Here is a 14,367-nt window from a genome sequence, read left to right on the forward strand (position 1 = left end):
TATACCATGCACTTTCCACGATTAAGCACGATTTAAGGAAAATTCAGCTTTTCCATACTGACCGTGGGAGTGAATTCAATAATCGATTGATCGATGAAGCTTTGACAACTTTCCAAATCCAACGGTCCTTGAGCCTGAAAGGATCACCACATGATAATGCGGTTGCTGAAGCAACGTTCAAGCTCATCAAAACGGAATTTATCAACGGTACAAGCTTTAAATGTCTACAGCATCTATCTCGAGAATTATTTGATTATGTTCATTGGTTTAACAACATCCGTATTCACAGTACTCTAGACTATTTAACTCCTGTTGAGTACAAATCCAAACACCTTAAAAAAATTGTCTAGTTTTATGTTGACAGTCCAGTAGGTCACGTCATTTTCTTTCTTCTTTATCATATATTCGATCAGTTTCTCTCGTTTTTCCGCTGTTCCTATCACTTCATATTCGGGATAAGAAAGGAACTGACCAGCCACCATACTCCACTCTCCCCCGATTATTTGCCTCAAACCCTTTTATCCGCAACTGAGTCTCCTCCTCAATCCAAGATTCCATTTTTTGCGTAAAAGCTAAGCTCGCCCTATCAACCTTAGATTGTGCGAGTTCCCACTGATTTCCTAGCTCATTAAAACTTAGATAACTTAGACATATGATCAACGTAGTAACCACAAAGCCCCAAATGAGTTGACGCCATTGCATAAATACCATCCTCCCTGCAAATTACATCCATTATTTAGACGGAGGAGAGTCATGCATTATTGCTTTTTTCAGATAGATGCAAATAAGATAGTAAAGTAGAGTTAACAGTAGTTAACAATAATAAGCTCCCTCCAGTTGCTATGATTGGAATTAAGAAAAAATCATACAACAAATGAGGAGTGGCTTAATTGGTACAATCGATTAAAATTATGTTACGCGTATCGTTGGTGTGTACGTTATTTTTCGGAGCAATGTTCGTTGGGACAAATACTACAGCAGAGGCTTCGACGAATTTCGCTTGGCCCTGCTGTAGTAGTAGTAATGTGACACAAGGGTTTGGTGGTAGTCATTACGGCATTGATATCGCACAAGGAGGTACCGTAGCCATTAAAGCAGCAGCCAAAGGTACAGTATCGCGATCTTACTTTAGTAGTAGCTACGGAGAGGTTGTGTTTATCAAACACACCATTAATGGTAAAAACTATGAAACGGTTTATGCACATATGAGAAGCGGTTCTAGAACCGTATCCCCAGGTGATAGCGTATTTCAAGGACAACGCATTGGCTATATGGGGAATACAGGCGACTCCTCTGGACAGCACCTTCACTTTGAATTGCACTCACCATCATGGAACAATAGTAAGTCTTATCGTTTGAATCCTTTGAGTTATTTGGGGAGTGGCTCAGATGTTCCTGGTGGTAATGGACAATGGGATGAAGTAGGCGATCCTGTAGAGTTTAAATTCCAAAGTCCAGTTCGTAAGTCAACAGGTGGAGATGTTGGATTCGAGTTAATCAGTGGACCAGAAGGATATTATACAGTGTGGGAATACGATCCAGATAATCCAGATGATTTCGTTGCCAAAATCTATTTAGAACACGGTGTCACTTACAACGTTAAAGATATCAATAAATTTGTGGACGGTACCAATAATACTGCGGAATTTTATCTAAAAAAAGATCATAATACGTCTACATATGCAAAAGTTCAAGTATATGATTGATCCAATCGCTTAGATGTATGACATGACAATACACCTTATTATTCCTCCGCGAAGTGATTGTAGGCGGTAATAATAAGGTGTATGTTTCATATAAATATGCATTTCGATCCAGATATATATGGACAAAGCACCTTCAGATTCTAGCTCTGCTAACGATATCCATCCTCAACCTCTTTCATCACACCACTGTCAATAAACGTATTAAACTGAATCCATTTCTCCCCCTGTAAATGATACGCCTCGTCGTCGAAATTCGCTTTCATAAAGCAAGGCACATTTATATTTCCTCCACCTAGTGCTAAAAAACGTTTGCCTATCCACTCGGGCACTTTCATCCAGGAAACGTAGAGGTAGTCATCACCATACTTACTTAGATGTTGGTAACGTTCTCTAGCATCGGAGATCAAATGAAGCAGGTATGGCACATATTCAATGGAATAGGATTTGGGACACTCTGACTCATACCGCTCTCTTCGTCCACATGATTGATCTTGTGTTTTATCTACGTGATCATACTCAACTTCCACTCTACGCACTCCCGTATCTTGATCTAGTCTAATGGAGTTAAAAGTCATGTTCTGCTCCTGTGCCAACTCCTTCATGCGATTCCAGTTGTGAAGGCCAGAACCATTCCATTTACCATGGGTAGGAAGATCGGGGTCGTCCACTCTTTCACCTTCATGAATATGCTTTTTAGTTTGGTCACTAACTTGGGGACTAGATCCGCCATTTTCTTTATCCTTGTCGGAAACCTTATCTTTTCCGTCTGGACAACCGCATCCTTTGTGAATGAAAATACCTTTTAATATCGATACCACTTTGATCGCTTTACCAGGTGTAGGCGCCGCTTCTACCATATTCCAGACACGATTTAAGGCAGGTACGGGCTTTCCATCCGCATCTACACCATTCCAACCTTCCATAAATTGGTCATGGTCATAGATAAAGTTTACAACTGTATCACCTGGATTATCCCATGCCTCTTTTACCCCATCCCAAGTATTGTCCCGAGCGGATCATCCGTCAGTTTATTCCATGTTTATTTTGTTTAATCGACACTGCTTAACTACTCTACATTTTTTATTTCTACTAACTTTTTCACTTCTTCAGCATTTAATACCAGAGGGTGAGAATTATCACTAAATTCATCACTCAGTGTTGAAGTAATCCAAATCACACCGTCTTTTTCTTTTCCTAACACGACATCTTCACTAGATAGGCCATTTGTCTCATTTAGGGCTTGTAGTTGTTTCCACTCCGCTTCATTTTGATACCGCGCGATATAGAGCACTGTAGTAGGTTCATAGCCTGCTAGCTGTTCTTTGGGGAAAAAATAAAACTCTCCTTCTGAGTGCTTGTACCCTACTTTTCCTAGCCATTTTTGAGGAAAGTTTAACTTGAAATGTAGATCCTCTTGATAGGCTTGTTGCGCGATCATTTTCAATTTTCCATCTTGTTCGAGCTGATACCATGTTAATAACGGTTCTAAATAGGCATTTTTTTCTTTAATAAGCATCGGTATTTCTATAATTCCGTCCTTATTCATATCTGAGATCACGATATTTTTAGGTAGTGGTAATTGGGATTCTCCAAACCCTTCTGGGCTAAGGGTAGTCAATTGGTTGTTTCTTTTTATAATTGCCACGATTTTCTCTTGCTCATTTCCATCCACACCCCGAACGATCACACCATGATGATTCGCGCCTAATTTACCACCTACAAACAGCGTAATCTGATCCAATTCTGTATCTAATGAGAGTTCATCCTCACTTACCAATTTTTCTTGTTGATACTTCAGAAGCGAGGCCGAACGTTTATTTTCGTTTAGAATAAGAATCTCATTCTGCTTGTCTCCATCTAAATCTGTTACGAAAGGCTGACTCCCCTTCTCTTCTAAGAGTGGTTTACCCGCTTCCGAGACTGGAAATACAATCGTCTTCGACGTCTCCTGTTCACGAACACCTAAAATAACCTCTGGCACTTGATCACCGGTTAGGTCTTCATATGCGCCATAGGTTAGATTTTCCCCTTTCACTTTACCTTGCGCCACTTCTTTCCACCCTGAAGATTTCTTCGTAGCGACGATAAAACCAACTTCATTTCTTTTCTTATCCCGATAAAAAGAGGCCGCTTCTTTTACACCATCTTGATCAAAATCGATTAAAGCTACTTTTAAATCCTTCGTTGGCAGGGAAGGGGCCATATCCCTCTCTGCAATCAACTGTGTTTCTTCCAAAGAAATGAATTCGATATCCTTAGGCAGAATCGTTATCAATCCAGCTTTCGCTTCCGCTAGGCTAGCAGGTGACACGCTCTCTTCTTCGAAAAAGCGACAACCGACTAAAGCGAGAAATAGAATGATCGAAATGCTTAATTTTTTCATGTTCGTTTCTCCAATTCTGCGTTTTATAGCGTATGCAAAAGGATTTCTTTCGTTATGAATCCCATAGTTGATATCCCAATCAATATCGCTAAATGTATACTCAAACTTTGCTTTTTTATCGCAAATACAGCTTGTACATTTCCGTTTATTAGAAAGATAAAAGATGCTAAGAAAGCTCCGAGATACACCAGTGGCAGTATATTATAAGATTCCCAGATCGATCCGCCTAGTTGAAATAGCATACTGATCACCATAAGCTTATCTATGATGCCATAACAAAGAAAGGTGGTCCCTATCCACCAACCCCAGCGCTCTTGTAAGAATAGACCGATACCTGCAAAAAGGGGGAAAAGACCATCAAAAAAGAGATAGATCAATTGCTTGGCAAAACTCCACTCTTGTAAGTTACAGCCCATAATTGCCGAACAAATCATTTCATTTTCACTAATTGGGCTACTCATTGTTATGTGATAAAAAGTAAGTACCATTCCGTATATGATAAATAGGACTGCAATCACTTTAATCCCCTTACTACGCATCACCACTTCATTCCACACTCCATTTAGAATATCTAATTTCTAGCTACCATGGATCTGTTCACATATTTTTCTGGATTTACAAAAACTCCATTATACATGACCTCAAAATGTAAGTGAGCTCCTGTGCCAACACCTTCACTCCCAACACCCGCAATATGTTGTCCTCGTGACACGCGATCCCCTACACGTACGTATATGGACGATCTTTTCATATGGGCATAACGGGTTACTAAGCCGTTACCGTGATCAATTACAATGAGATTCCCATACCCATTTGAAGCACCAGCTCGGGTAACCACACCTGCTTCTGCTGCATAGATCGGTGTTAGATGTGGTGCTCCTAAATCAAGACCTGTATGTTTTTTTAATCGACCTGTGACTGGGTGCACCCTATACCCAAACCCTGAAGTCTTTTTCCACACTCCAATCGGAGGACCCAATATACCGCCTTCTGTAAGTAAGGGGCCACCAGCTTCGCCTATCATGCCATACGCTCCACTGTATGCCTTTAGGACAGGCGCTTCCGCTCGATCCGAATAGGACATCGGCTTCATATTTTTCATAAATATCATATTGATTTCTGTTTTGGCAGAAACGGTCACTTCTTCATTCTCAATCTCAACCTTTAGCCCTTTTAATTTAAACTGACTAGATTTTCCAAACGACTCTCGCCCTACCTCTTCCGCTTTTTTCTCATCACCTGTTGTCGCAGCGACACGAGCTGCGTCGCGGAGAGCCGCTTGTGTATTCATCACCGCTAGCCCCGCTAGTACCAGTTGCCATAATACAAGGGCAAGTAAGATAAACAAGGGGAGAATGATTAAAAATTCAACCGTTGAAGCCCCCTTACGCGATTGACCAACCTTTATCAGCGTCGTACTCGTCAATGATTTCATTCTAACCTCCTTGTAAAAGTTGCTATTCAATAATAGGCGCTTGAGCAGATGTCTTATATGTGAAAGGGGGAAAAGGTAAGAACACATACTCAATACTCGTCTCTGCTTTAATTCTCACCTTATCTTTTTTGTATACGACATCATAAGTTTCAAGTTTGAAGTTATCCCTTACAGGGAAAACTTTCATTCCCCGCTTTTCTTCTTTTTTTTCATTTTTGCTCTCAGCAGCAATGCGGACTCCTTCTCGAACCAAATTATTGGTTTCCATAATGGCAATTCCCGCTACATAAAATTGCCATACAAACAGACACATAAAAACAACGAGAGGCATAACCGTTAAAAATTCAACCGTTGCTGATCCTTTATCATTTTTTAATAATCTAAAGACTGGCTTCATCTCCATCATCCAATCTAATCATAGCTCACCTTTATTTTATTTTTACTGGTTATCCATTTCATATAGTCACGAGTAGGACCTGTTCCTCTTCCTTTTACATATGCATCCTTAAACTGCTCACTTAACTCTTCTTCAAAGAGAGCAGGGGAATAAGGTGTTCGCGCTTCCACCTCTATCCTGCCATTCACAAAGAAAGTGATGACACCTTCCGAACTAGCACCATTTTTTTTCACATACTTTTTCACTTCTGCAATCAATTCTGATTGGTGGTGATTAATGACATAGCGAATTAATCGTTCCTTTTTCCGCTTCGTTCCCACTACATAATAGTAGGGGTCTATAATTTGCTCATCAACTGGTCGATATTGATTCGATTCTATGACCCGTGCTATTCGATCATTAATTTCATCTTGTACCAACTTGTCCATCTTCTTCGTAGCCGCAAGACTGGCAGCATCCGCTGCTACCTGCATGGATGAATGCGAAAGCCACGCCGTAAGCATTGATATCAGAGCTAGCATCAATAGTGCAAACATGGGTAATCCAGCAAGCCACAGCGTGGTCACATTGCCTTTCTTGCTCTTCAAACGCTTCCACACACAGCATATCCTCCCGTTTCCTTGATAACTTGTGCGAGCTTAATATTCTTCTAAATCAATTTCTCCTGACCAGTCTAAAAATTTAAAAGAGGTGATAAAGGAGAATAGGGGAATGAATAACATATTCGTAAATAATAGGATCAAAATGATGTAAAGGTAACGTAGCGTAATAAAATTAATGGTGACAAATTGCACAACAAATTCAACTACCCATTCTCCAATTGTAAATAACAAGATAAAGATGAGTAACTTGAAAAGATTTTGTTTCCCAAATTGAAAGGCACTTTTTAAAGCCTCTTTCCACTTCTCCTCTTCCAATATGATTGCCTGTGGAAAGGAGAAGAGAAGTACCATAATGATAAATCCTGGAATGATAAAAAGTATACTCCCTATTATAACTGCGATTGCATAAAAGATTCCCATCACATATATTATAAATCCATACTTTAAAATGCTCACAAAAGCGGATCGAAGCGATAAACCATCCTCCAATACTTCATCTTTCACCATCTGCACAAAGGGGATTTGTACAAACATGATCGTAAGTAAAATGGCAAAGCTGTAAAAAGCATCCGCTAGAAGAGTTAGATTATAGAGATTGTAGTATTTATAAATGACACCAATTACTAGAAAACCTAGAAATAAAACCGGTAATACAAACACGGAACCAATTAATAGTATCTTGAAAAAATGCTCGCGATAAAATGCAAGTGATTGCTTGAGTACATTCATGATATATCTCCCTTGCGCTCTTTACTCTGGATTACGTAAACTTTCGAGTTGTTTTTTCTGTCCCTCAGCACTTGCTTTCTGACGTGTTATATCCGCCATCACTTCATCATGCATTTTCTTCGTTTCACCTTCTACTAATATCGCTTTATTGTACTTGGCTAGTTTACGTAATTCATATCTTTTAGGGACATTAAAAATAGATATTCTTTTTCGCATCTGCTTGATAAAGCGTTTTCGACTTTCTTGCGTATCATGCCATATCTCGAACTGTTTACCAATCTGACTCATCATAGTATTAAATAGATACTCTAATTCATTACCCATTTCAGGGGTGATCGTAAAATGAGTCGACTGTTCCTTGAGGATCTCAGTACCTCGTTCAACAAGCTTATAAATTTCATTTTGTGTCTCAAACATGACACGTGGTAGGCTTAAATACATTTGATAATCCTCTGCCAATGTATGATCTACATTCAATTTCATATTTTTAAGAATAGATTCAATATCATGCCACATGTCCATCGAACTTTCATATCGATCTTTTCCTATTGTCAGACAAAGACCTTTTAAGCAAGAGTCTTGAAAACCTAGTAATTTAAGCACTTCTTCTGCCTTCTTTTTATTAGGAATATACCCATCTTCACGAACGGCTAAAAAGCCTCTATTGTTATTTCGTTCGTCCATGTTTCCTACAAAAAATGAAGCTAAAAAATAGTACTCTCCATCTATATAGCCCCTAACAGGATCAGCATAAAATGATTCATTATCTCTTACAAATTTACTAACAATAGACCTAATAAATTCCGATTCCTCTGGATATGGATTAACCAATTCGATTTTTAATTTTTTTCTCACTTTCCTTACTCCTCTCTTAATCAAACCATCCACTAATAGTAGAACCAACCTTGTCTAACCCCTTTTTTATCCCTTTCCGATTCGTATATATGGCACTTCCCGCCCATAATACGCCACCTACTGCAAGCATCCCTAATCCTACCGGTGTAGTGGGTCCACCAGCAAAGGCGCTCGCTGCCATTAATCCTTCTCCTACGCTACCTGCTGCTTTCACATAACTATCTGTAGCTTTCTCCTCATACTTGGAACGTTCTGCATCCGTAGTAGCCGCATCCGCTTTTTGACCTGCTTCCCATCCATCCTTCACATTAAAAAAACCATCAACTGCAGAAACCGCAATATTCAAGCCCGCAATTCCTTTTGCAAACTTCGTGACAGGAGCTACTTTTGAAGCTGCTTCTTCAAAAGTATAAAATGCTTTAAGTGATTTTGCATTATCTGCTAAATTTCTGTAGCCCTGTACTTGTTTATAGCTGGTGTATCCAGCCCAGATTTCGTTACCTTTATCATAACCATCCCATGTATCGACAGCTATTTTAATAGCAGACCCGTCCTCAGCGTAAACGTTTATTCCGCCTCTGACAAGTGACTTTAACATATTCCCCCCGACTCCTAAGTGGCTATTGTCTAAATTATCTAGATTATCAGGGAGTCGAGGTAGTTCTTTCATAAAATCAGAAAAAATATCTTTAGTATAAAATTTTGTGTATGACCACCAATCTGGTCCACCGTCATTTTCAGGATTCTTGGCACCTGGAGCACTAGGAGGCTGACCTGGATCAGGAATTTTCGGTGTATCCACTTTTGGCGTTTTAATTTCAATGTTACTTTCTTCTACTTCTGGTACAACGAACCAACCTTTAAGATATTCTTCATAAAAGCCTGCATGTGCTACTTGAACAAAGGGCGAGAGGGTCATACTTGTTATAATTAAAAGTAAGAAGATTGCAATAGAACGCCTCATAACCATCAATTTTTTCATTTCGGAAGATCACTCCTTTACAAGATATTTAATTAAGTACATAGATTTTTTTATTCTCCCATATTAGCGATCTTACATATGGTTAATCGATACGATTGCTTATTAATAACCAATGCATAAATTACTAAAACTTACGTGTAAATTGGTTAGACAAGCGAAGTAGGTAACAGTACCTTGTTCGTATTATGGAGGTTCACACTAGAGTTATAACTCATTAGTATTTATGTACCATTACCGCCACCTAAAGGTTTGATTATATGACATCTTCTATTTCACTTTAATCTTTGTTGTACTTATCTTTCATTTCATTTTCACGTTCCTTAGCTACCTCTTCGAGTTGTTCTTTATTTTGATCCAATGCATTTCTTAATTCATCTCGTTTCTCATCAACATAACTTCTTACTTCTGATTGACGCCAATTAAGTTTGTTTTGTAATTCTCGTCTAACTTCGAATGTAATCATTTCTTTTTTCTCTAGGTATTTAATCGCGAAATTAAATCGTTTATTTTCTAATTCTGCTAGTTTGTATAAATCACCTGACCCATAACCAGCAATATCCTCTACTTTGGATACCTTTGTCATATATTGTTTATCTAATTCTAACCATGCTTGTGTTCCCCATCGATCCCAATTCCACCATAGTTCTTGGTTTTTCTTATCAAAATACTTACGTAAATCTTCTGCAGAATCAGCTGTTACAAATTCCCCACCACCTGCTGCTGCTACTTTTTTAAGGGCATTGTCACCATTTTCGTCTACATCAAAGCCAATAATATTAACCATAGCTTTAATATTGGATTCGTGTAATTGCTTGGCTACAGCAACTGGGTCACCACCACAAGTTTCAATTCCATCGCTAACAATATAGACGATATTTTCGTTGCTATCCCCACTCGCATCAAAATCAGACTGTACTGCTTCAATGGCCGATGCTATCGGAGTCCAACCTGTCGGTTTTACGTTTTCAAGTGATTGCTCTAATTTAGCTTGATCGTAGTTAGCAAAAGGATAAATTTGCTCCGTGCTTTCGCACGATTTTTGTTTATCTTTTTCCTGATTGCTACCACCTTGACCATAAGTACGGACAGAGACTTGAGCTTCTTCGGGAAGCGTAGAAGCAAAGCGACTTATTGCATTTTTTGCTACCGTCATTTTAGTTTGACTACCTACTTTGCCTGCCATACTGCCACTCGCATCCAGCAGAATAGAGACCCGTGTTGTCTCCTCTTTCATTTGTGGTTCATCTATATTTCCATCTGTAGGTGCTTTTTTTAGTGTAAGAGACGTATCAAATTCCTCGATTTTCTTTACCAACGATTGATAATCTTCAGCTAATAAGGGGATTAACCTCTCATACACTTCTTCATTATTCAAGTGTTTGGGAAAGTTATTTAATTCAGCTTTAAGCTTTTTTTCATCATACGCTGTTCCAGCAAAATCCCCTGGACCCTCTTGGAAAATCCCTTCAACATCTGTAGCTGGCTTTTCTTGACTCTTTTCATCCTTTTCTTTTGATATCGATTGCTTAGGTAGTACTGATGTAGTTTGACTACAAGCTGTTATAATTAAGAATAGAGATAGTCCAATCGGATAAAAACGCTTAATATCCATCTTATTCCCCCGCCTTTCTATTTAATTTTATTTGACCTGATCATAGTAAACAGATCAGGTCAAATAAAATTAACATATCATATCATTTGTATTTTTATTAATCTTTTTGTTTAGGTTCACTCGAATCAGTTGCTCCAGTAATAGTATCCATAATTTTAGTTTTAAATTTTTCCTGTATATCTGTACCATTATCCTTAAACACAGCCAATAATAACCCTGCCATTGCTGCTCCAGCTGCAATAATTAATACATACTCTAGAGTAGGGGAGCCTTTCTTACTTTTGAAAGTAGGTAGAAATTCTTTAACATTATGCAAACGCATCTTAAATAATGTTTTTTTATTCATCATAATCCTCCTTATTTAATAAAACATAATAATTATGTGTTAGTTCCCTTTTCTTCATCAATTCGATTCTTTTTTCTCACCTCCTTCATGAAATTTAAAATCCACCAAATATATCTTGGGCGATGAAGTAGCCATAAATGATAGAACTTAAAATTAATAACATGATGGAAGGTGCGATGATGAGACCACTTACCAGAGATATTTTAGGTGCTGCTTTCCCTGCTTGTTCTTTTGCTTTTTCGATTCGCATTTTGCGCATTTCGTCGGCCTGCTGGGCGAAGGTTTCGGCAACGGGGGTTCCGAGGTTATGCGCTTGAATGAGAGATTGTAGTAATGCTTCTAATTCAAGTGAATCCGTTCGTTTCATGAGTGAGCGATAAGCCGTTTCACGTTGTACACCAAATTTGATTTCTTGATTGAGTCGCCCAAATTCTTCACTGAGAGGCCCATTTGAAGATTCAACATAGTAAGCAAGTGCGTCATCCATCGACATACCAGCTTGAAGCGTTATACTCATCATATCGAGGAAATCTGGCATATCGAGTCGAATTTGTTCCTGCCTCCGCTTGGCAAGGAAACGAACGAAATAGATGGGGCTCACATATCCGATCATGGGCGAGAAGATAAAGAATACAATATCTAAAGGAAGTCCAATCGCGTAATAGAAAAACCCATAAATGGCACCTGCTATCGCTCCTAGTAACTTAGCTCCATGCATACGATTTACATTCAGATTATATGGATAACCCGCTTTGGTCAGCACAATCTCAAATTCCTCGGAATCACTTAGCACTTGAATTTTACGACCAGTAGGTGCTAATTGATCCATCCATTTTTGTAGAATTGCTGTTTTCTTTGCTTTTTGCTTCATGACCTTCCACGGTGGAATAAACTCATTCAGATTGGTTTTCACTTCTTCATTTGCAGCCGTATAAGCATAATAAGAGATAGCAGCAAACAACAGACAGCCCCATATGGCAATAACTAATAAATAGAATAAAAACATATCATTCAGTCCCTATACCTTAATATCGGCGATCTTTTTAATTAGCAAGAACCCGATTACTTGCAGGCCTACAAAGATTATAAGCACGATGATACCAAGAATATTGGTAAAGAAATCATAAAAATTATCAATCATTTGGCTCATCATAACAACGATCAAAAGCGATACGAGAGGTAACATATATGCCGAATAGCGTGCTTGTGCAACGGTTGCATCTATGGTTTTGTGGATGATCTTTCGCTCTTCCATTGTACTCCCCATCTCACTTAGCACTTTCGCTAGATCACCACCTGCTCTTCTTTGAATGATTAAGGCATTTACAAACACTTGTAAATCCCTACTAGGAACACGTTTGAGTAATTCGTGCAGTGAAACTTCTATACTTCTACCTAACTGCAACTCACGCACGACAATACCTAACTCTTGATTCACAGGTCCCGTTGTTTCTTGGACGACTAATTCCAAGCCTTGCGGAATGGACATACCAGCACGTGCTGCACTACCTAGTAGGCGACAAACTTCAGATAGCTGCGATTCGATTTTTTGAATGTATAGAAACTTACGCGAGTTAATAAACATCTTTGATAGAAATGGCGTGAGTGAAGTACCGATCAAAAAGCTGATTAAAAATGGCATCTCTATAATTTGATAGAAAAGGAAAATAATAATCGCTCCGGCTACTAATAGTAACGCTCCATACTCTGACGGACGTAACCGGATGCTCCCTCGTTGCAATTGTGGTTCCAATCGCTTCGCCCAAGCCATTTGATCTAAGCGGTCTGCTAACCGATCTGACCAGCCCACTTCACTCTGAATACCGATATACTTCTCTAATACAATATTTGTTTCTTTTTTAGCTGAACGCATCTGCAAACCGAAGTAGAGCGCACCGATTATACAAAAGACTGCCATTCCACCTAACAAAGCAATGAATGGTGCATCATTCATAAAGCTTCACTCCTGCCTGTGGCTTAAAAATAGAAGGGTTCACACCGACCCCGTAAGCTTGTAGACGATCAATTACCTTGGGTACGTAACCAGTAGCAGTGAAAGTACCTTGAACCTCTCCATCTGACGATACATCCGTTTGCACGAAGCTGAAGATATCATTCATCTTTACTGATCCGTCTGCTTTTTGCTCCATTTCTGAAATGGCGATCATCTTTCGTTGGCCATCAGGCAGACGACTGATCTGGATAATATAGTCGACGGCTCCTACAATATACTGACGAATAATATCTGATGGTAAATCAAGACCCGACATCATGACCATACCTTCGAGACGACTCATCGCATCTTTAGGTGAGTTGGCATGAACTGTGGTAAGTGAACCTTCATGACCTGTATTCATCGCTTGGAGCATGTCAAATGCTTCCGATCCCCGCACCTCTCCGACGATAATACGATCAGGACGCATCCGTAAGGCGTTTCGGACCAACTGCCGAATGCTGACCTCTCCTTTACCTTCTACGTTGGCAGGCCGCGCTTCCATCCCTGCTACATGATCGTGTGGGATACGAAGCTCTGCCATGTCCTCAATGGTGACAATCCGTTCAGAACGTGGAATATGGCATGCTAGTGCATTGAGTAGAGTAGTCTTACCGCTTCCCGTTCCCCCTGAGATAATGAGGTTTAGTTTGGCTTGCACTAAACTCGTTAAAAATTGACCCATTTCCGGTGTTAAACTTTGATACCCGATGAGATCATCTAATACAATCGGATCTTTACGAAATTTACGAATAGAGACCAGTGAACCTTTTAAGCTAATCGGTGGGATCACTGCATTCACACGGCTACCATCAGGTAACCGAGCATCTACCATTGGTGAACTTACATCCACTCTTCGTCCAATCGGAGCTACGATTCGATCTATGACATGTCGAAGTGCTTCTTCATCACGAAATTGAATATCCGTTTTGTGAAGTTTCCCAGCTTTTTCGTAAAAGACTTCATGGGGTCCATTTACCATAATTTCTGTAATGTCGTCATCTTCAAGCAAAGCTTCAAGTGGCCCAAAACCGACGGATTCATTGATTATACGGGAAATAACTCGTTCACGTTCTTGTGCTGTGATGACCACTTGCTCATCACCTAAATATCGAGACACCAGTCGATCAAGTGTAAGTCTTAACTCAGCCGATGGCATTTGGGTCAGCTTTTCAAGGTCCGTTTCTCGTAATAAGCGAGCCTTATAGTGCTGCGCAAGTTCGTTCACACGTGTATCATCCATCTGATTTAGCTGTTTCTCTTTTGACGTCGTCCTTCTAGGTAACGTTCGTTTTTGATTTTGTGAAAAGAAACTCATACTTTAACT

General features: G+C 39.4%; 17 protein-coding genes. 2 read left to right on the forward strand and 15 right to left on the reverse strand.

The annotated features are described in order from the left end of the window. The coding region (locus IC619_RS14780) for an IS3 family transposase (protein WP_213260945.1) at positions 1–350 on the forward strand (350 nt) is incomplete at its 5' end. 94 nt (positions 351–444) lie between these two features. On the opposite strand, the gene IC619_RS14785 is transcribed toward IC619_RS14780, so the two are convergent. Next, a complete protein-coding gene (locus IC619_RS14785; protein WP_191140975.1) occupies positions 445–702 on the reverse strand; it encodes a hypothetical protein in 258 nt (85 codons plus the stop codon). A gap of 188 nt (positions 703–890) precedes the next feature. On the opposite strand from IC619_RS14785, the gene IC619_RS14790 reads away from it, so the two are divergent. Further along, a complete protein-coding gene (locus IC619_RS14790) occupies positions 891–1,706 on the forward strand; it encodes a M23 family metallopeptidase (protein WP_249669890.1) in 816 nt (271 codons plus the stop codon). Between the two features lie 149 nt (positions 1,707–1,855). Here the strand turns inward: IC619_RS14790 and IC619_RS14795 are convergent, their stop codons facing one another. From IC619_RS14795 to IC619_RS14860, 14 genes are all read right to left on the reverse strand, one after another. Then, the gene (locus IC619_RS14795; protein WP_191140974.1) at positions 1,856–2,629 is read right to left on the reverse strand and encodes a hypothetical protein; all 774 of its coding nucleotides are present in this window, start codon (positions 2,627–2,629) and stop codon (positions 1,856–1,858) included. A gap of 143 nt (positions 2,630–2,772) precedes the next feature. Continuing rightward, positions 2,773–4,089: a hypothetical protein gene (locus IC619_RS14800; protein ID WP_191140973.1), complete on the reverse strand. Its 1,317-nt coding sequence runs from the start codon at positions 4,087–4,089 to the stop codon at positions 2,773–2,775. 23 nt (positions 4,090–4,112) lie between these two features. After that, entirely contained in the window at positions 4,113–4,631 is a 519-nt protein-coding gene (locus tag IC619_RS14805) for a hypothetical protein (RefSeq protein WP_191140972.1), read from the reverse strand. Between the two features lie 29 nt (positions 4,632–4,660). After that, complete coding sequence (locus tag IC619_RS14810) at positions 4,661–5,524, reverse strand: M23 family metallopeptidase (RefSeq protein ID WP_191140971.1); 864 nt, start codon at positions 5,522–5,524, stop codon at positions 4,661–4,663. Between the two features lie 22 nt (positions 5,525–5,546). Beyond that, positions 5,547–5,921 (reverse strand): TadE/TadG family type IV pilus assembly protein, encoded by a 375-nt coding sequence (locus IC619_RS14815; RefSeq protein WP_191140970.1) that lies wholly within the window; start codon positions 5,919–5,921, stop codon positions 5,547–5,549. Between the two features lie 14 nt (positions 5,922–5,935). Next, positions 5,936–6,520, reverse strand: coding sequence for a pilus assembly protein TadG-related protein (locus tag IC619_RS14820; protein WP_191140969.1), 585 nt, complete (start codon positions 6,518–6,520; stop codon positions 5,936–5,938). Positions 6,521–6,559: 39 nt separating this feature from the next. Further along, on the reverse strand, positions 6,560–7,252 hold the full coding sequence (locus IC619_RS14825) for a hypothetical protein (protein WP_191140968.1): 693 nt from the start codon (positions 7,250–7,252) through the stop codon (positions 6,560–6,562). Positions 7,253–7,273: 21 nt separating this feature from the next. Then, positions 7,274–8,107: a hypothetical protein gene (locus tag IC619_RS14830; RefSeq protein ID WP_191140967.1), complete on the reverse strand. Its 834-nt coding sequence runs from the start codon at positions 8,105–8,107 to the stop codon at positions 7,274–7,276. 16 nt (positions 8,108–8,123) lie between these two features. After that, on the reverse strand, positions 8,124–9,089 hold the full coding sequence (locus tag IC619_RS14835; RefSeq protein ID WP_191140966.1) for a hypothetical protein: 966 nt from the start codon (positions 9,087–9,089) through the stop codon (positions 8,124–8,126). 277 nt (positions 9,090–9,366) lie between these two features. Next, the gene (locus IC619_RS14840; protein WP_191140965.1) at positions 9,367–10,701 is read right to left on the reverse strand and encodes a vWA domain-containing protein; all 1,335 of its coding nucleotides are present in this window, start codon (positions 10,699–10,701) and stop codon (positions 9,367–9,369) included. 97 nt (positions 10,702–10,798) lie between these two features. Next, positions 10,799–11,047, reverse strand: a complete 249-nt coding sequence (locus tag IC619_RS14845) for a hypothetical protein (protein WP_191140964.1) — start codon at positions 11,045–11,047, stop codon at positions 10,799–10,801. Between the two features lie 94 nt (positions 11,048–11,141). Continuing rightward, on the reverse strand, positions 11,142–12,053 hold the full coding sequence (locus tag IC619_RS14850; protein WP_191140963.1) for a type II secretion system F family protein: 912 nt from the start codon (positions 12,051–12,053) through the stop codon (positions 11,142–11,144). Positions 12,054–12,065: 12 nt separating this feature from the next. Beyond that, entirely contained in the window at positions 12,066–13,001 is a 936-nt protein-coding gene (locus tag IC619_RS14855) for a type II secretion system F family protein (protein WP_191140962.1), read from the reverse strand. Beyond that, on the reverse strand, positions 12,994–14,358 hold the full coding sequence (locus IC619_RS14860; protein WP_191140961.1) for a TadA family conjugal transfer-associated ATPase: 1,365 nt from the start codon (positions 14,356–14,358) through the stop codon (positions 12,994–12,996). The genes IC619_RS14855 and IC619_RS14860 overlap by 8 nt, the downstream gene beginning before the upstream one ends. Between the last annotated feature and the right edge of the window lie 9 nt (positions 14,359–14,367).

The sequence above is a fragment of the Polycladospora coralii genome, from assembly GCF_014773435.2.
Classification (GTDB): Bacteria; Bacillota; Bacilli; order Thermoactinomycetales; family Thermoactinomycetaceae; genus Polycladospora; species Polycladospora coralii.